The sequence below is a fragment of the Curtobacterium sp. ISL-83 genome (assembly GCF_018613895.1).
Taxonomy (GTDB): domain Bacteria; phylum Actinomycetota; class Actinomycetes; order Actinomycetales; family Microbacteriaceae; genus Curtobacterium.
In genome coordinates, this window is record NZ_JAGGPH010000009.1 from 99470 (window position 1) to 117139 (window position 17670).

The 17670-nt window shown below is 71.5% G+C and carries 15 protein-coding genes and 1 pseudogene; 12 read left to right on the plus strand and 4 right to left on the minus strand.

Translation table 11 applies throughout. The annotated features are described in order from the left end of the window. The 7 genes from J7E22_RS08615 (at window position 1) to J7E22_RS08645 (ending at window position 6453) form a co-directional block, all read left to right on the plus strand. Window positions 1-1059, plus strand: coding sequence for a polyprenyl synthetase family protein (locus J7E22_RS08615; RefSeq protein ID WP_214980933.1), 1059 nt, complete (start codon window positions 1-3; stop codon window positions 1057-1059). Beyond that, a complete protein-coding gene (locus tag J7E22_RS08620; protein ID WP_214980935.1) occupies window positions 1056-1994 on the plus strand; it encodes a squalene/phytoene synthase family protein in 939 nt (312 codons plus the stop codon). Before J7E22_RS08615 ends, J7E22_RS08620 begins: the two co-directional genes overlap by 4 nt. Further along, window positions 1991-3619: a phytoene desaturase family protein gene (gene crtI / locus J7E22_RS08625; protein ID WP_214980936.1), complete on the plus strand. Its 1629-nt coding sequence runs from the start codon at window positions 1991-1993 to the stop codon at window positions 3617-3619. The genes J7E22_RS08620 and crtI overlap by 4 nt, the downstream gene beginning before the upstream one ends. After that, window positions 3619-3960 carry a lycopene cyclase domain-containing protein gene (locus J7E22_RS08630; RefSeq protein WP_214980944.1) on the plus strand — a complete coding sequence of 114 codons (342 nt, stop codon included), beginning with the start codon at window positions 3619-3621 and terminating at the stop codon, window positions 3958-3960. The genes crtI and J7E22_RS08630 overlap by 1 nt, the downstream gene beginning before the upstream one ends. Continuing rightward, window positions 3957-4355 (plus strand): lycopene cyclase domain-containing protein, encoded by a 399-nt coding sequence (locus tag J7E22_RS08635; RefSeq protein WP_214980951.1) that lies wholly within the window; start codon window positions 3957-3959, stop codon window positions 4353-4355. Before J7E22_RS08630 ends, J7E22_RS08635 begins: the two co-directional genes overlap by 4 nt. After that, the gene (locus J7E22_RS08640; protein ID WP_214980953.1) at window positions 4352-5278 is read left to right on the plus strand and encodes a prenyltransferase; all 927 of its coding nucleotides are present in this window, start codon (window positions 4352-4354) and stop codon (window positions 5276-5278) included. Before J7E22_RS08635 ends, J7E22_RS08640 begins: the two co-directional genes overlap by 4 nt. 131 nt (window positions 5279-5409) lie before the next feature. Next, the gene (locus J7E22_RS08645) at window positions 5410-6453 is read left to right on the plus strand and encodes a Gfo/Idh/MocA family protein (RefSeq protein ID WP_214980955.1); all 1044 of its coding nucleotides are present in this window, start codon (window positions 5410-5412) and stop codon (window positions 6451-6453) included. A gap of 52 nt (window positions 6454-6505) precedes the next feature. On the opposite strand, the gene J7E22_RS08650 is transcribed toward J7E22_RS08645, so the two are convergent. Continuing rightward, window positions 6506-7246 carry an MBL fold metallo-hydrolase gene (locus J7E22_RS08650; RefSeq protein ID WP_214980958.1) on the minus strand — a complete coding sequence of 247 codons (741 nt, stop codon included), beginning with the start codon at window positions 7244-7246 and terminating at the stop codon, window positions 6506-6508. Window positions 7247-7309: 63 nt separating this feature from the next. Here J7E22_RS08650 and J7E22_RS08655 point away from each other — a divergent pair, with 63 nt between their 5' ends. From J7E22_RS08655 to J7E22_RS18190, 4 genes are all read left to right on the plus strand, one after another. After that, complete coding sequence (locus tag J7E22_RS08655; RefSeq protein ID WP_214980960.1) at window positions 7310-7783, plus strand: hypothetical protein; 474 nt, start codon at window positions 7310-7312, stop codon at window positions 7781-7783. 2 nt (window positions 7784-7785) lie between these two features. Then, entirely contained in the window at window positions 7786-8823 is a 1038-nt protein-coding gene (locus J7E22_RS08660; RefSeq protein WP_214980962.1) for a YihY/virulence factor BrkB family protein, read from the plus strand. A 134-nt stretch (window positions 8824-8957) separates the two neighbouring features. Continuing rightward, complete coding sequence (locus tag J7E22_RS08665) at window positions 8958-9656, plus strand: SDR family oxidoreductase (protein ID WP_214980964.1); 699 nt, start codon at window positions 8958-8960, stop codon at window positions 9654-9656. A gap of 46 nt (window positions 9657-9702) precedes the next feature. Continuing rightward, window positions 9703-11772 (plus strand): acyltransferase family protein, encoded by a 2070-nt coding sequence (locus J7E22_RS18190; RefSeq protein WP_214980966.1) that lies wholly within the window; start codon window positions 9703-9705, stop codon window positions 11770-11772. Here J7E22_RS18190 and J7E22_RS08675 read toward each other — a convergent pair. Beyond that, window positions 11747-13381, minus strand: coding sequence for an ABC-F family ATP-binding cassette domain-containing protein (locus tag J7E22_RS08675; RefSeq protein ID WP_214980968.1), 1635 nt, complete (start codon window positions 13379-13381; stop codon window positions 11747-11749). The two genes, J7E22_RS18190 and J7E22_RS08675, sit on opposite strands and share 26 nt — an antisense overlap. Window positions 13382-13679: 298 nt before the next feature. Between J7E22_RS08675 and J7E22_RS08680 the strand changes: the two genes are divergently transcribed. After that, on the plus strand, window positions 13680-14102 hold the full coding sequence (locus tag J7E22_RS08680; RefSeq protein WP_214980970.1) for a DUF3151 domain-containing protein: 423 nt from the start codon (window positions 13680-13682) through the stop codon (window positions 14100-14102). 115 nt (window positions 14103-14217) lie between these two features. On the opposite strand, the gene J7E22_RS08685 is transcribed toward J7E22_RS08680, so the two are convergent. Then, a complete protein-coding gene (locus tag J7E22_RS08685; protein WP_214980972.1) occupies window positions 14218-17241 on the minus strand; it encodes a glycoside hydrolase family 2 TIM barrel-domain containing protein in 3024 nt (1007 codons plus the stop codon). Further along, window positions 17238-17453 (minus strand): annotated as a pseudogene (locus J7E22_RS08690) (carbohydrate ABC transporter permease); the annotation flags it as partial. The gene J7E22_RS08685 and the pseudogene J7E22_RS08690, both read right to left, overlap by 4 nt. Window positions 17454-17670 lie beyond the last annotated feature (217 nt).

The window sequence follows — 17670 nt, forward strand, 5'->3', positions numbered from 1 at the left end:
ATGAGCGAGGAAGCGACCACCGTCGCGCAGATCGACCTCGCGCTCGTCGACGACTGTCTCGAGCGCTTCTTCGCCGTCTCCTCTGCCCGCGCGGAGCGGTTCGGGGCCCAGAACGAGGAACTCTGGCGGGTGCTCCGCAAGGCCAGCATGGGCGGCAAGCGGTTCCGGCCCCGGATGGTCCTGACCGCCTACGCGGGGCTCGGCGGCACCGACCGACACGCCGCGGTGCACGTCGCGGCGGCGTACGAGCTCCTGCACACCGCGCTGGTCGTGCACGACGACGTCATCGACCGCGACTGGTCCAGGCGCGGCCAGCCGAACGTCGCCGGCGCGTTCCGCGACACGGGCACGACGGGCGGACTGCCGCTCCCCATCGCCGAGCACCGCGGCATGAGCGCCGCCGTCATCGCGGGGGACCTGGCACTCGCCGGGGCGCCGCGGTTCATCGAGTCGTCCGGTGTCACCGGGGACGCGCGCGCACGCCTGCTCGACATCTTCGACGAGGCGGTCTTCGCGAGCGCCGCCGGGGAGTGGGCGGACGTCGACCTCTCCCTCGGCGTGATGCCCACCGTCGACGAGGTGCTCGCCATGGAGCGGGCGAAGACGAGCGTGTACTCGTTCGAGGCGCCGCTGCAGTCCGGTGCGGTGCTCGCCGGGGCGTCCGACCAGGTCGTGGCCGCACTCGGCGCCTTCGGGCGCGAGGTCGGCATTGCCTACCAGATCGTCGACGACCTGCTCGGGGTGTTCGGGGACGAGACCGCCACCGGCAAGTCCGTGCTCGGTGACCTGCGCGAGGGCAAGCGCACGATGCTCATCGCGCACGCCGCGACGACCCCGAGCTGGCCCGACATCGCGCCGTACCTGGGAGACCCGTACCTCACCGAGGAACGCGCCGCCGAACTCCGTGCGAGCCTGGTGTCGTGCGGTGCCCGCGCGGCAGCGGAGACCCGGATCGCCGACCACGCCACCCGCGCCTGTGCGGAACTCGAAGCACTGCCGTACGACCTCGCCGTCCAGCTGGAGGGCCTCGTGACCGAACTCGTGGAGCGCGCCCGTTGACCACCAGCACCACCACGGCGACCGGTCGACAACCGGCTCGCCTGCCCCTCTACGACGCCACGGCCGAGGCCGCTTCCGGGGTCGTCATCGCGCGGTACTCGACGTCCTTCGGGCTCGCGTCCCGGCTGCTCGCGCGGGACACCCGTGAGCACATCCGGAACGTCTACGCGCTCGTGCGGGTCGCGGACGAGGTCGTCGACGGCCCCGCGACCGAGGCCGGACTCGACGCCGCGCTCGCACGCATCGTGCTCGACGAACTCGAGGCCGACACCGAGCGCGCCATCGAGCACGGTTTCTCGGTGAACCCCGTGGTCCACGCGTTCGCCCGCACCGCCCGGACCACCGGGTTCGGTGCGGAGCTCACGCGGCCGTTCTTCGCGTCGATGCGCATGGACCTCGAGCGCACCGAGCACGACGACGCGTCGTTCGCCAGGTACGTCTACGGTTCGGCCGAGGTGGTGGGCCTGATGTGCCTGCGTGCCTTCGTGTACCGCGCGGGACGGCCGACCTTCGACGACTCCGTCCTGGTCGACGGGGCCCGCGCGCTCGGGGCCGCGTTCCAGAAGGTCAACTTCCTGCGCGACCTGCACGCGGACTTCGAGGTGCTCGGTCGCTCGTACTTCCCGGGCGTGCAGGTGCAGACGTTCGACGAGGCCACGAAGGACCGACTCGTCGCCGACGTCCAGTCGGACCTCGACCGGGCGGCCGTGACCGTCCGTCTGCTCCCGCCCGACGCCCGGAACGCCGTCGCGCTCGCGCACGGGCTCTTCCAGGAACTCAACGACCGGATCGCCGCGACCCCCGCGTCGCAGCTCGTCACGAGTCGCGTCCGGGTCCCCAACCCCGTCAAGGCCCGGTTGGCCGCGCAGGTGCTCGCCGGTCGCGCGCCGCTCCGGTCCCGAGCCGCAACCCGCCGATCTGGAGGCGCTGCATGACCCCGCCCCGTGCCTCCCGTCCGACGTCGGGCGAGCCGACCGCCACACGGAAGGTCCCCGCTCGTCGCGCGGTGGTCATCGGCGGCGGCATCAGCGGACTCGCGTCCGCCGCGCTGCTCGCACGGGACGGCTTCGCCGTCACGGTGCTCGAGCAGCGCACGCAACTCGGCGGCCGGGCCGGGTCCTGGGAACAGGACGGCTTCCGGTTCGACACCGGCCCGTCGTGGTACCTCATGCCCGAGGTGTTCGACCACTTCTTCCAGCTGCTCGGCACGTCCGCCGCGGAGCAGATGGACCTCGTGAAGCTCGACCCGGGCTACCGCGTCTACAGCGAGGGCCACGACCAGCCCATCGACCTGCGCGCCGACCGCGAGGCCAACATCGCGCTGTTCGAGTCGGTCGAACCGGGGGCAGGCGAGCGCATGCGGAAGTACCTGGCCTCGGCCGAGGACACCTACGCGATGGCCGTGCGCCGCTTCCTGTACACGTCCTTCCAGGACCTCACGAAGCTCGCGGCGCCCGACGTCCTCCGGCGCCTGCCGAAGCTCGCTCGGCTGCTGCTCCAGCCCCTGTCGACCTTCGCGAGCACGGCCGTGCGCGATCGACGCCTCTGGCAGATCCTCGGCTACCCGGCGGTCTTCCTCGGGACGAGCCCGTATGCCGCTCCGAGCATGTACCACCTGATGAGCCACCTCGACCTCGCGGACGGCGTGCTCTACCCGGCCGGCGGCATCACCGAGGTGATCGCGGCCGTCGAGCGGGTGGCGCGCGCCGAGGGCGCCGAGATCGTCCTCGGCGCAGCGGTCGAACGGATCGTCGTCGAGCACGGTCAGGCGGTGGGCGTGGTCCACCGCGACCAGGACGGCGTCGAGCACACGACCCCGGCCGACCTCGTCCTGAGCGCCTCCGACCTGCGGCACACGGAGCTCGAGCTGCTCGAGGCCGAGCACCGGACCTACCCCGCAGCGCACTGGGAGCAGCGCGATCCCGGGCCCAGTGCCGTGCTCGTGTACCTCGGCATCGACGGACCGGTCCCGGGGCTGCTGCACCACACGCTCGTCTTCACCGAGGACTGGGCGGCGAACTTCGGCGCCATCTTCGGCAAGGACCGGCACGTCCCGGACCCGGCGTCGATCTACGTCTGCGCTCCGTCGGAGACCGACGCGACAGTGGCACCCGAGGGGTCGAGCAACCTGTTCGTCCTCGTCCCGATCCCCGCGGACCTGTCGATCGGCAAGGGCGGGATCGACGGTGCCGGCGAGCCCGAGGTCGAGCGCATCGCGGACCGGGCCATCGACGTCGTCGCGGAACGAGCGGGTATCCCCGACCTGCGGGAGCGCATCCGCGTCCGCCGGACCATCGGCCCCCAGGACTTCGCCGACGACTACAACGCGTGGAGCGGCTCGATGCTCGGACCGGCGCACACGCTGCGGCAGAGCGCGTTCTTCCGCGAGAAGAACGCCTCGCGGAAGGTCGGCGGGCTCTACTACGCCGGCGCCTCGACGATCCCGGGCATCGGGCTGCCGATGTGCCTCATCAGCGCCGAGGTCCTGATCAAGCGGATCCACGGCGACACGAGCACCGAACCCCTGCCGACCCCGCTCACACCGAGCGCGACGGCCTGATGCCCGGGCTGTACCTGGCCGGGCTCGTGTTGTCCCTGGTCGGGATGATCGTGCTCGACGGCCGGTTCCGGCTGTTCTTCTGGCGTGCGCCGTGGCGTGCGGCAGCGGTGCTCGCCGTCGGCGTGGTGTTCTTCCTGGTGTGGGACGTCGCCGGGGTGGGACTCGGCATCTTCTTCATCGGGCAGCAGCACCTGCTCACCGGCCTGTTGCTCGCGCCCGAGGTGCCAGTCGAGGAGCTCCTGTTCCTGCTGCTGCTCTGCTACACGACGATGAACCTGGTGGGGTTCGTCGGACCCGTGGTCGCACGGGCGCTGGAACGTCCCGACCGGAGCCGTTCGTGACCGGGCCGGGCGCCTACGCGCTGCTCGCGCTCCCGTTCCTGGCCGTGGTGGTCGTCGTCGCGATCGTCGCCGGCGTCGTGGCGGCAGGGCGGGCGCGCCGTCGAGGCCGTCCGGCGGCGGCCGGCCGTCGGGCCGCGGTCGTGACGGGGCTGGTCACCGGGATCGCACTGCTGGTGATGACGATCGTGTTCGACAACGTCATCGTGACGCTCCGGATCGTCGCCTACGACCCGGCCCTCATCAGCGGTGTGAAGGTCGGCGCGATCCCGGTCGAGGACCTCGCGTACACGATCGGCGCCGTGGTCCTGCTGCCCAGCCTGTGGGTCCTGTTCGACCGGAGCGGGACGCGCACCGCGCCCGAGCCGCAACCCGCACGACCGGAGGAGACCCGATGAACGCGAGCACCGCCTCCAGGCCGTCGACACTGCGCGCCCTGTTCGTGTCGTCCCGCCCGATCAGCTGGGTGAACACGGCCTACCCGTTCGGCGCCGCGTACCTGCTCGGCAGCGGTGTCGGCGTCGACGGCGGCCGCGGGTTCTCGCTCGTCGCGTTCCTGGTCGGGGTCGTCTACTTCCTCGTGCCGTACAACCTGGCCATGTACGGCATCAACGACGTGTTCGACTACGAGTCGGACCTGCGGAACCCGCGGAAGGGCGGGGTCGAGGGCGCCCTGCTCGACCGGAGCGTGCACCGCGCCACACTCTGGGCCGTCGTCGTGACGAACGTGCCGTTCCTGGTCGCGCTCGTCGTGCTCGGCGCCGTGAGCGGCACCGGACCGTGGTCGTGGTTCGTGTTGACGATCAGCGTCTTCGCGGTCGTCGCCTACTCGGCGCCCGGACTCCGGTTCAAGGAGAAGCCGTTCCTGGACTCGCTGACCTCCAGCACGCACTTCGTGTCACCCGCGTTGTACGGGCTCGCGCTCGCCGGACCGCACTGGACGGGACAGCTCGTCGCCGTGTGCGTCGCGTTCTTCCTGTGGGGTGTGGCCTCGCACGCGTTCGGGGCGGTGCAGGACGTCCTGGCCGACCGCGCCGGTGGGATCGGGTCGGTGGCGACCGTCATCGGGGCCCGTGCCACCGTCCGGCTGGCGTTCGTCGCCTACCTGGTGGCGGGGGTCGCGCTGCTGTTCTCCGCGTTCCCGGGGCCGATCGCCGCAGTGGTCGTGATCCCGTACGCGCTCAACGTGCTGCCGTGGTGGAACGTCACCGACGCAGGGGCGGAGTCGGCGAACGCGGGGTGGAAGCGGTTCCTCTGGATCAACTACCTGGCGGGCTTCATCGTGACGATGGCGCTCATCGCCTACGCGTTCACGCACTGAGCGCGGGGGAGCGCGGTCGGGTCCCGCCGCTGCGCGCAGCGCCCGGACCACCTGACCCCGCGTCCTGACAGACTGGACGTCCCGCGTCGCGCACCGCTGCCGACGTGGGTCGACCACGAGGGAGTGCGCGCATGCCGGTCCGGATCATCCACGTCGGTCTCGGAGGGTGGGGCGGCAACTGGGCCCGCACCGCCATCCCCGAGGTGTCGGAGGTCGAGGTGGTCGGGATCGTCGACCCGGTGCCCGCGACGCTCGAGGCCGTGCGGACGGACCTGGGGCTGCCGACCGCGGCCGCGTTCGCTTCCCTGGGGGAGGCGCTCGCCGGGGTCGAGGCCGACGCAGTCGTCATCACCGCTCCGGCGGTCACGCACGTGCCGCTCGCCCTGGAAGCCCTCGACGCGGGCAAGCACGTCCTGGTCGAGAAGCCCTTCGCGAACACCACGGCCGAGGCCGTCACCGCGGTCCGTCGCGCCGAGGAGCTCGGCCTCGTGCTGCAGGTCAGCCAGAACTACCGCTGGTACCCGGCGCCGCGGGTCGTGCAGGACCTGCTCGCCGAGGACGCGGTCGGTGAACTCTCCGCGATCTCGATCGACTTCCGCCAGTGGGACAACGACGCCGACGTGGCGACGTACCCGCACTACCGGTTCCCGCACGCGATGATCAACGACATGGCGATCCACCACTTCGACCTGCTCCGGATGGTCACCGGTCGCGAGGCGGTGCGGGTCTACGCACGGGCGACCTACCCCTCGTACAGCAAGTACCAGGACGAGGCCGTCGCGTCGATGCTCATCGAACTCGAGGGCGGACTCGTCGTCAGCTACCGCGGCAGCTGGCTGAGTCGCGCACCCCGGACCGCGTGGGCGGGGGAGTGGAGCATCCAGGGCGACGAGGGCGAGCTGTGGTTCACGAGTCGTTCGGGTGAGCCGAACGCCGTGGCCGGGGACCGTGTGACGCTCCGGCGGACCCAGGACGACGAGGCCGAGCCGGTCGCGCTGCGGACGCTCCCGCACACGGACCGGCAGGGCGGGCTGCAGGCCTTCGCGCGGTCGGTCACGGGTGGGCCGGCGCCGGAAACGAGCGGGCGCGACAACCTGCGGAGCCTGGCGCTGATGGAGGCGGCGACGCGCTCCGCCGCGTCGGGCCAGCCCGAGGACGTGGTCGTCCCGTCCTGACCGCGTTGCAGGACGGGAGGCACGTGGCGGGTCCGCCACGTGCCTGCGTCTGTCAGGCCGCGCCAGCGGCGCGTCGTGCCTGCGTGACCGCAGCCCGCACGCCACGTGACCACCCGGGACCGTGTCCCGGCAGGACGTGCTGCGCCTCGGTGTCGACCAACCGGTCGAGCGAGGCGACGGCCGTGTCCATGTCCGCCGTGGCGGCCGGTGCGACCATGCGTGGCCCGATCCCGCCCGTGTACGGGTCGAACGTGACCAGCGCGTCGCCGGCGATCAGGGCGTCCCGGTCCGCGAAGAACAGTGCGACGTGCCCGTCGGTGTGCCCGGGCGTCTCGATGAGCCACGGCGACCCGGGCACGTCGGCGCGGGACTCCATGGGCAGCGTCTCCTCGATGCCGTCGACGGTCGCGGCTCCCGCGAGCAGCATCCGACCGAGCGGACGCATCCCGCCCGGGTGCAGCGCCACGAAGCCGAACCGGTTGGTCTGCGGCCGGTACGAGTACGGGTGTGCGGCGAGGTGCCGGTCACCCGGGTGCACGTACACGGGCGTGCCCCACTCCCGGTGCATCCTGGCGGCAGTGCCGACGTGGTCGAAGTGGCCGTGGGTGAGGAGGAGCGCCTCGACCCGGTCGGACGTGTACCCCAGGTCGTGCACCGCGAGCAGCAGGTGCGGCCACGCGGCGGGGAGCCCGGCGTCCACCACGAGGAGCTGGTCTCCCGTCTCGACGAGGTAGGTGTTGGTGTGTGCGATCTCGAGGCGGTGGATCCCCTCGGCGACGTCCCGGAACAACATGTGGGGCACGGTAGACGCCCGCGGCTGAGGGCTGATCCTGCCCCGTCCTGGTAGGCAAGTCCCATGGCCAAGGACAGTCTCCCCGAGCTCGAACTCGCGAACGCGCGAACACGCGAGCGGCTCACGGACAGCGTTCGCGAGATCACTCGCCGCGCCGACCTGCCCGCTCGCACACGCCTCGCGGTCGCCAAGACCCGACAGCGCTGGCACCGCGACCCCACCCCGCTCGTCGCCCTCGCCGCCACCGCGGCCGTGGGCATCGCGTCCATCGCCCTCGGCGTCCGGATGCGGCACTCGCCCGCCGCGCGCATGGAGGCGCTGCGCGTCCCCGCCCCGGTGCCCGTCTTCAAGCCGGTGAAGCCCGGCAAGGACGGCACCACCAAGGGGGTCCCGGTGTTCGCTCGCAAGGAGGACGAGCACAACCCCGCGCTGCAGGAGCGCAAGGCGCGCGAGGCCCGCCTCGCGAAGGCCGAGAAGCAGGCGAAGAGGACGCGACGCCGTGTCGCGCGGAACACGAAGCGACTGAGGAGGGGCTGACCATGGCTCGACAGCAGGACAAGCCCGCGGCCGACGATGACCGGAAGCCGGAGTCCCCGGCCGACCTCAAGAAGCCGACCCTCGTCTACACGCTCAAGAAGACCCTGCGGGAGTTCACGGCCGACCAGTGCACGGACCTCGCGGCCGCGCTGACGTACTACTCCGTGCTCGCGCTGTTCCCCGCGCTGCTGGCGATCGTCTCGATCCTCGGTCTCGTCGGCCAGGCGGACACGACCATCAAGACCGTGCTCAACCTCGTCAGCTCGATCGGGTCGGACAGCATCGTGCAGCTCATCCGCGGTCCGATCGAGAACCTCGTGCGCTCGCCCGCCGCGCCCGTGACGTTCGTCGTCGGTCTCCTCGGTGCCCTGTGGTCCGCCTCCGGCTACGTCGGTGCCTTCGGACGTGCGATGAACCGCATCTACAACGTCCGCGAGGGTCGTCCGATCTGGAAGCTCCGCCCGACGATGCTCGGTGTCACCATCGTCACGGTGGTCCTGCTCGTCATCGGGCTGCTCGCGCTCGTCAGCGGCCCGCTCGCCCGGACCTTCGGCGACCAGATCGGGCTCGGCCAGGCGGCCGCGACGGTCCTCAGCATCGTGCAGTGGCCGATCCTGCTCGTGATCGCCGTCGTCGTGGTGGCGGTCCTGTACTACTGGGCGCCGAACGTGAAGCAGCCGAACTTCAAGTGGGTGAGCGGCGGGTCGATCCTGGCGATCGTCATCTGGATCATCGTCAGCGTCCTGTTCGGGTTCTACCTGGCGAACTTCTCCCACTACAACGCGACGTACGGCTCGCTCGGTGGCGTCATCGCCTTCCTGCTGTGGATCTGGATCACCAACAACGCACTGCTGTTCGGTGCCGAGTTCGACGCCGAGCTGGAGCGCGGCCGGGAACTCCAGGCCGGCATCCGTGCCGAGGAGGACATCCAGCTCCCCGAGCGCGACACCCGGCAGATCGCGAAGCAGGACGAGAAGCGCGCGAAGGACGTCCTCCAGGGGATGAACATCCGCGAGAGCGCCGGCCGCACGAAGGACTGACGGATCGCACTCCCGGTCGGTCTGCAGACCGGCCGGGAGGCGCGGTGCAGCCCGCAGCGTCACCAACGGGACACTCGTCCGCTGATCCGAGCGCGCGTGTGGGCCCGCCATGTGCCGTCCGTAGGCTGGTGGACATGACCGACACCGCGCCTCCCGGAAGCCTGCCCATCGCCCTCGTCACGGGGGCGACCCGTGGGATCGGTCGTGCGATCGCCGTCGACCTCGGCCGGACGCACCACGTGCTCGTGGGTGGTCGCACCGAGGCTGCCGTCGACGCACTGGTGGCGGAACTGCCGAGCGCGGAACCGTTCGTCGGTGACCTCGGGCTGGGTGCGTTCCCGGCCCTCCCGGAACGCCTGGACGTCCTCGTGCACTCCGCCGGGGTGGAGCAGGGCACCACGATCGCCGAGACGCCCCGTGCGGTGTGGGAGTCCGTGTTCGCCACGAACCTGTTCGCCGTCGCCGAGCTGACACGACTGGCGCTGCCCGCCCTCCGAGCGGCGCACGGCATCGTCGTGCCGATCAACAGCGGTTCCGGGTTCCACTCCGGGCCCGGCGGTGGCGTGTACGCGGCGTCGAAGTTCGCGCTCCGGGCGTTCGCCGATGCCCTCCGTGACGAGGAGCGCGCGAACGGCGTGCGGGTGTCGAGCGTGCACCCCGGTCGCACCGACTCCGACATGCAGCGGCAGCTCGTCGAGAAGCTCGGCGAGGACTACGACACCGCCTACTACCTGGCGCCGGAGGACGTCGCCGCGGCCGTCCGGACGGTGGTGGACCTGCCGGAGCGAGGGACCGTCGAGTCGATCGCGATCCGTCCGACGCGGCGGCGCTGACGCCTCACCCTTCTGCAACCAACGGTATCCGTGATGTAATGTATCGGTGCAGACGTTCCGACCCGACATCGAAGGCTTGCGCGCGCTCGCGATCGGAGCCGTCCTCGTCAATCACACGTTCGGAGTTCCGCAGGGCGGTTGGACCGGCGTCGACGTGTTCTTCGTCATCTCGGGGTTCCTCGTCACGCGGGGGTTGCTGACCGAGCGGATCGCGACGGGGCGCTTCGACTACCCATCCTTCATCGCGCGACGCGCTCGCCGCCTGATGCCAACAGCAGTCGTGGTGGTGGTCGTCGTCGTTGCGGCCGCGAACGTCCTCTGGTTCCGGCCGCGGGCCATCGCTGTCGGGCTCGACGGGGTGGCATCGCTCCTGTCGGTCCAGAACTGGCACCTCATCGCGACCGGGACGTCGTACTTCGCTGCCGAGGGTCCGGCGTCACCGCTCCAACACTTCTGGTCGCTCTCCGTCGAGGAGCAGTTCTACGCCGTGTGGCCACTGACCGTGGTCTTCGCCCTGCTGGCGGGTCGCAGATGGTGGTCGCCTCGTCAGTGCGTCATTGCCCTGTCCGTGGCGGTGGTCATCGTGTCAGCGATGTGGGGGGTGTTCCGCTCTGGGTCCTCCGCGACGTACTTCGATCCAGTTGGGCGTGCCTGGGAGTTCGCGATCGGCGGCCTCGTGGCTGCACTCGGCCTCCGGCTCCCGGAGCGGCTGGCGAGCATCGTGTGGAGCGGGGGGTTCGCGCTGCTCGCATGGGGGTTCGTCGGGGCGGCCTCGGCGACGACGAGTCCGTTCCCCGACGCGCTGCCGGCGGTAGCGGGTGCTGCGTGCATCGTCGTGTCCGGCGGCGACGCGGCCGCTCGGCTGACGACCGTCCTGACGAACCAACCGGTTCGCGCCATCGGTCGGATCTCGTACTCCCTCTACCTCTGGCATCTGCCGGTCATCGTGTTCGCCGACGCGGTCCTGCCTGCCTCGTCATGGACGAGCGCAGTCACGTTCACGGTCACGTTCGCCTTGGCAGCAGCCTCGTATCGTTGGGTGGAGCGTCGATTCACTGCTCGACGACCAGGACGACGGCGCGCTCCTGATGCGCGATCTCGTCCGACGATGCGCGGGCGCAAGGCGGGTCGTGCTCCGACCGTCGCGAGGACCGCCGCCCTCGGCTTCCTCCCGCTCCTCGTCCTCGCCGGTTCGGTGCAGATCAACTCGAGCGTGTTCACCGACCCCGCGGACGCCGGGAGCGTCCTGGGACTCGCTGCGCCGACGGCAGCAGCGCCTCCCGTGCCGTACCCGGCGATCCGGGCGGGCCTGCTCGAGCAACCGTCGATCGGAGGAGTCGCTCGTGCGCTCGACGCGGGATTCACGAACCAGTTCGCACCGGAGATGAGCAGCTCGGACGGCTGCCGGAACGAACTGAACCGACCACCCCGAGAGGCTCGCGTCTGCACGTACGGACCATCAGGCGCTGACCGGTCCGCCCTCGTCATCGGTGACTCGATCGCCATGTCGTGGATGCCAGCAGTCCGGACTGCGCTGGTGCCCCGAGGGTGGCGTGTCTCCGCGATCGGATTCGCATCGTGCGCCGCTACCGACGTCGGTCGGACCCCGACTCGATCGGGCGACGCCCTCTGCGCCGCCGCGCGTGAGCGGATGCTCGACGAAGTGCGCGACCTCCAACCTGACGTCGTCATCGTCGCCAATGATGACCAGGCATTCATCCGCACCATCGAATCGAGCCTCGACCGTGCAACTCGTTCGTGGGCAGACAGCACGCAACGGCTCGTCCGTGAACTCGAGGAGTCTGCCGATCGCGTCGTGTTCCTCGGGGCTCCGCCGGCCGGCCTCTCGCCCCAGGCATGTGCGAACCGGGTGACCGGTGTGAGGTCCTGCGCGTCCACACCGACCGCCGAGAACGCGGCGCTCGTCAGCGCGATGGAGCAGGCGGTCGCGCCTGAGCCATCTGCCCGCTACGTCGACGTTCGCAGGTGGTTCTGCGTCGACGGTCAGTGTCCGGTGATGGCCGGGCCCGTCCTCGTCCGCGTCGACGACAAGCACCTCACGAACGCGTACTCGCAGCGGCTCGGAGAAGTCATGGCGGCGGTGCTGATCCGCTGAACTCCAGTGGATCGCCGCGGAGCTCGAGGCGGTGCGTCAGGTCGAGCCGGTCGAGGAACGTCTCGTCGTGGCTCACCACGACGAGTGCCCCGCGGTACGCCAGCAGCGCATCGACGAGCTGGTCGACGCTCGTCAGGTCGAGGTCGTTCGTCGGCTCGTCCAGCACCAGGAGCTGCGGGGGCGGGTCGGCGAGCACCAGGCTGGCGAGGGCGACCCGGAAGCGCTCCCCGCCGGACAGCGTCCCGACGGGCCGGTCGACCGTGTCACCGCGCACCAGGAAGCGGGCCAGTCGGTTCCGGACCTCGGCGGGCGGGACGTGCGGAGCATCGCGGCGGACGTTGTCGAGCACGGTCGCGGTGTCGTCGAGCGTGTCCTTCCGCTGCGGCAGGTACGCGATCCGGTCCACGTGCGGGGTCGCCGAGGTCCCGGGCAACGGGTGCTCGCGGGCAGCCGGCAGGCCGACGAGCTGGTCGAGGAGCGTCGACTTCCCGACCCCGTTGTCCCCGGTCACCGCGATGCGCTCCGGCCCTTGGACGATCGTCTCGCGACCCCGGACCGTGATCGTGGCGATCCGGCGGGACGTGGGCACGGCCGGGTCCGGGAGCGTGACGTGGATGGACTCGTCGTCACGCAGGCGCGTCTCGGCCTCGCGCTTGATCGCCAGCGCGGCGGCCTCGTCGTCGGCCGACCCGGCCCGGAGCCGCCCGGCTGTCTCCTGCGCCTTCTTGCGCTGTTCGTTCGCCAGGATCTTGGGCATCGACCGGCCGGCCTTCTCGCCCGCCCGCGCACGACGGGCGATCTTCGTCTCCGCCTCGACGCGCTGCCGTTTCTCGGTCCGGTGCCGTTGTTCGGCGACCCGGACCTCCCGTTCGACCGCTGCCTGCTGCACGGCGAGGTGCTCCTCGAACGCGCTGAAGCTGCCCCCGAACACGGTCATCGCCCCGGCACGCAGCTCGGCGACCTCGTCCACGTGCTCCAGCAGCTCACGGTCGTGGCTCACCACGACGAGGGTGCCCGACCAGTCGTCGACGATGTCGAGCAGCAGGCTGCGGGCACGTCGATCGAGGTTGTTCGTCGGCTCGTCGAGGAACGCGATCGGACGCCCGCGGAGGCGGATACCGCTGACGGCGACGAGCACCGCCTGCCCGCCGGAGAGCGTCCGGACCGGACGGTCGAGCACGTCGCCGTCGCCGGTGTCCTGCGGGTCGAGACCGAGTCCGATCGCGGACATCGCAGCGGCCGCTCGCTCCTCGAGGTCCCAGTCGTCCCCGACCGCAGCGAAGTGCTCCGGGGTCCCGTCGCCGGCCAGGATCGCCCGGAGCGCGGTGCGGGACGGCCGGATGCCGAGGAGGTCGGCGACCGTGTCGTCCGCGCCGGTGGCCAGTCGTTGCGGCAGGTGGTCGACGGCGCCGGTCGTGGTCACCGATCCGGCGGTGGGGTGGAGCTGCCCGGTGACGAGCCGGACCAACGTCGACTTGCCGGCCCCGTTCCTCCCGACCAGGCCGGTGCGGCCGCGGCCGAAGGCGGCGGTGAGGTGGTCGAGCGCGACGGTGCCGTCGGGCCAGGCGAAGGTGAGGTCGTGCAGGACGACGGACGGACTGCTGGGCATGCGGGTGCCTCCCGGTGATGTGTGCTGGGCGCACGACACCGGAGCCGCCACGAGTGGGCGGCACGCGTCCGACGGGACGCAGCGATCACGGTGTCAGCGCGTGGGCTGGACAGAACCGGTGATGGCGAGCAATGCGTCTCTTCCGTCGGGGACCCCCGTGTCCGTCATCCGTGCCGCTGGTCGGTCGTCCCGCACCGCGGCCTCGTGGTGACGACGAGGTGCTCACCACGCTAGGGCCGTCGGCGATCGGACGCAAGGGGCGTCGGGCGTGACGGGCCGGGCGTGACAGGCTGGGGGCATGCCGCAGAACCTGCTCCCCGACCCGCTGACGCCCGAGACCCTGTTGCCCGAGGAGCCGGAGGTGGTCGCCGCGCTCGCCAGCGACACCCCCGTGTCCGACGTGGTGGCGGCGCACCCGGCGTCCAGTCTCGCCTGGGCGCTCCTGGGCGACGAGGCCTGGGCCCGGGGGGCGACCCTCGAGTCCTACGCGTACGCCCGTGTCGGGTACCACCGCGGGCTCGACGCCCTGCGGAAGGCCGGGTGGCGTGGTGCCGGACCGGTGCCGTGGTCGCACGAGCCGAACCGCGGCGTGCTGCGGGCACTGTTCGCGCTGCGCCGTGCTGCCGAGGCGATCGGCGAGTCCGGCGAGCCCGAGCGCCTGACCGCGTTCCTCGACTCGAGCGACCCTGCCGCGATCCCGGCGCTCGACGGCGGCCGCTGACGAACCAACGCTGACGAACCACGGCTGACAAACCACGAAACCGACATCGAACCGAGCCCGCGGGCTGGTTCGACGTCGGTTTCGTGGTTCGAAACGGGGCGCCCGCCCCGCCCCCCTACGCCAGCACCACGCTCCACGAGAACGCGCGCGGCCACAGCTGGTGCTCCGGCAGCACGTCGAGCCCGCACGCCCGCGACCCGAGACCGTGCTGCGCCGCGTCCAGGTACAGGTGCAGGTGCTCCGACACGGGCAGCTCGTACGGGTGTCCAGCCCGGCCGATCTGCTGCGCGGTCCACGGCGAGAGCGTGAACCCCGCACGGCGCGCCCCCACGGTCCGCACCGTGAACGGTCCGACCGTCAGCTCGCGGAGTTCGGGTCGGTGACCCGTCTCCTGCGGCATCGAGTACCCCGCCGACAGGTCCGACACCGGGGACGTGAACCGCCCGACCCGCGCCGCGTGCGACGAGTCCGCGTACGACTCGAGCGGCCCGGTACCGAACCACTCCGCGGTCTCCGTCGCCAGTGCGGCGGGCAGGTCGAACCGCACCCCGATCCGCGGCCACGTCACGTCCCACGGGCCGAACGGCACCGCGTCGGTCTGCAGCAGCAAGCCGCCGTCGGTCAGGGTCCAGCGGTGTGTGACCTCGACACCGGCGCTGCTGCTCGCTGCGCCGACCCGGACCCGCTGCACGAGTCCCTGTTCCGTCCGCTCGACGGACACCAGACGGTGGGTCAGTCGGTCGAGTCCCCGTGCCTGCCACCGTGAGGCGGACGACGGCGCGTCCGGGTCACCGACACCCGCCGTGAGCTCCGGGTCCGCGGTCTCGTAGCCGCCCTGCGACGCCCCGCGGTCGTTGTCCGTCGGCGCACGCCAGAGTTCCAATCGCGGGCCGGCGACCTCGTGGCCCTTCCAACCGACCAAGTCGCCCCGCGCGGTGAAGGTCCCCGTACCGAGACGGTCGCCGTCCCAGCCCTGCCGGGAGGCCCGGGGCGCGCCCGCAGATCGGCTCGCGACGAGCCGCTGGGTGCGTGCGACGACGTGGCCGGTGTCCGCCCACGCGGTCGGGCCGGCGAGCTCCGCCGTCAGGTCGAACCACAGCTCGTCGCCGGGCTCGAGGGCCGCTGCGGTGGCCGCGACGACCTCGTCCGGGACGGGCACCGTCGCCGACTGCCGCGCGGCGACGACCCCGGGCGCGAACCGGCCCGAGTCCTCGACCACCCCGTTCCGCGACAGGGTCCAGCAGAACCGCAGCCCGGCGGACGACGCCGAGTGGTACCGGTTCTCGATGAGCACGGTGGTGTCCGACGCCGACAACCGGATCGGGGCCACGACGGCCGCGAACTCGGCGAGCCCCGGTGTCGGGGTGTCGTCCGGCAGCACCAGCCCGTCCATCACGAAGTTGCCGTCGTGGACGACCTCGTGGAAGTCGCCGCCGTACGCGTGGTACGGCGTCCCGTCCGGCAGGTGCGCGAGCAGCCCGTGGTCGCGCCACTCCCACACGAAGCCGCCGTGCAGGCGCGGGTAGCGGTCGACGAGGGCCTCGTACTCGGCGATCTGGCCCGGGCCGTTGCCCATCGCATGCACGTACTCGCAGTGGAGGTACGGCTTCGACCGCTGGCGTGCCGCCTCGGCCGGCCCGCAGTGCAGCAGGGGAGTGGGCGCGCCGCCGCCGATCGACTCGGTCTCCTGCAGCGTCGGGTACATCCGCGAGTACACGTCCGTGTACGCGCCGGTGTAGTCGCCCTCGTAGTGCACCGGACGCCCGGGGTCGCGGTCGTGCACCCACTGCGCCATCGCGGCCAGGTTCCGGCCGGTGCCGGACTCGTTCCCGAGCGACCACATCACGATCGACGGGTGGTTCTTGTCCCGCTCGACGGTGCGGGCGATGCGGTCGAGGTACGCCGCTTTCCATGCCGGGTCGTCGGAGGGGCTCCCCGCCCAGTCGTCGACGACGAACCCGTGGGTCTCGAGGTCGCACTCCAGGACCACCCAGAAGCCGAGCTCGTCCGCCAGGTCGAGCACGCGGGGGTGCGGCGGGTAGTGGGACGTGCGGATCGCGTTGACGTTGGACCGCTTCATGAGCGCCATGTCCTCGCGGGCGTGCGCCTCGTCGAACACCCGCCCACGGGTGGGGTGGGTCTCGTGCCGGTTCACCCCGAGGAACACGACGCGCTCGCCGTTCACCAGGAACCGGTCGCCGACGATCGCGATCGTGCGGAACCCCAGCCGGAGCGACACCGTCTCGCCCCGGGTCGTGCCACCTGCTGCGGAGCCGGACGCCAGCGTGGCGTCGTACAGCTTCGGCAACTCGGCGCTCCACGGCTCGACGCCCTCGACCTCGATCGGCACGACGTCGTCCGCGCTCGCCCAGACGACGTCGACTCCGAGGTCCGGGACGGACAGGCGGACGGGGAACACCGCGTCGAGCGTCGCGACGGTGATCGTGCCGGTGCCCGTCGCGGGCCGTCCGGACGCGGCCGTGCCCGCGGACGCGGCATCACCGAGCGCGGCCTGCCACCCGGTGCGGACGAACACGTCGTAGATCGGCGCGACGGGACGGGCGAGCAGGGTGACGTCGCGGAAGATGCCGGGCAGCCACCACTGGTCCTGGTCCTCCAGGTACGAAGCCGCCGACCACTGGTGCACGCGCACGCGGAGTTCGTTGTCCCCGGGCACGAGCAGCTCGCTGACGTCGAACTCGGTCACCAGGCGCGACCCCGTCGACCACCCCACGAGCGTCCCGTTCACCCACACCCGGAAGTGCGACTCGACCCCGTCGAACCGCAGCACGATCCGGTCGGCGGCGTCGAACGAGGACGGCACCGTGAACGTCCGCCGGTGGTCGCCCGTGGGGTTCTCGTCCGGCGGGTGCGGAGCGTCGATCGGGAACGGGTACTGCACGTTCGTGTAGCTCGGGGCCCCGTGCCCGTGCAACACCCAGTGCGACGGGACGGGCAGGGACCCCCACCCGTCCGGGTCCTCGAACGCGGGGGCGTCCGCCACCGGCGACCACCGGAAGTCCCAGTCGCCGTTCAGTGCCAGCGACGGCGCGTCGGTGTGCAGCCACGCCCGTGGAGCGAGCCGTGTGGCCGATCCCGGTGCGGTCGAGTGGAGGTCGTGGAGTGCGGCAGCGGTCAACCCTTGACCGATCCTTCCGTGAGGCCCCCGCGCCAGAAGCGCTGGAGCACTATGATGGCGATCATGAGCGGGATGACCGAGACGAGCACCCCGCCGGTGGTGAGCTGGTAGAACTCCGGCAGGCGGTCGACCTGCGAGCGCCAGTTGTTCAAGCCCAGTGTGATCGGGTACAACTTCTGGTCTGCCAGCATGATGAGCGGCAGGAAGAAGTTTGCTTTCCCGGGATGAGCACACTCCAGTAGGTGTCGGTCAGCCCCCGGCTCAGCCGGCCCGCCGCTGGCGCGTCGGTCCGCTACCGGCGGCATGGGCCCCGACCGGGATCTGGATCCGCGCGCTGCGACGACGAACGCTGACCGTTCGCTCCGGACTGGGAACGCGGGGTGCCGTCGTGGTGGAGTGTGGGCGCACACGACGCCGGAGTCCGTGACA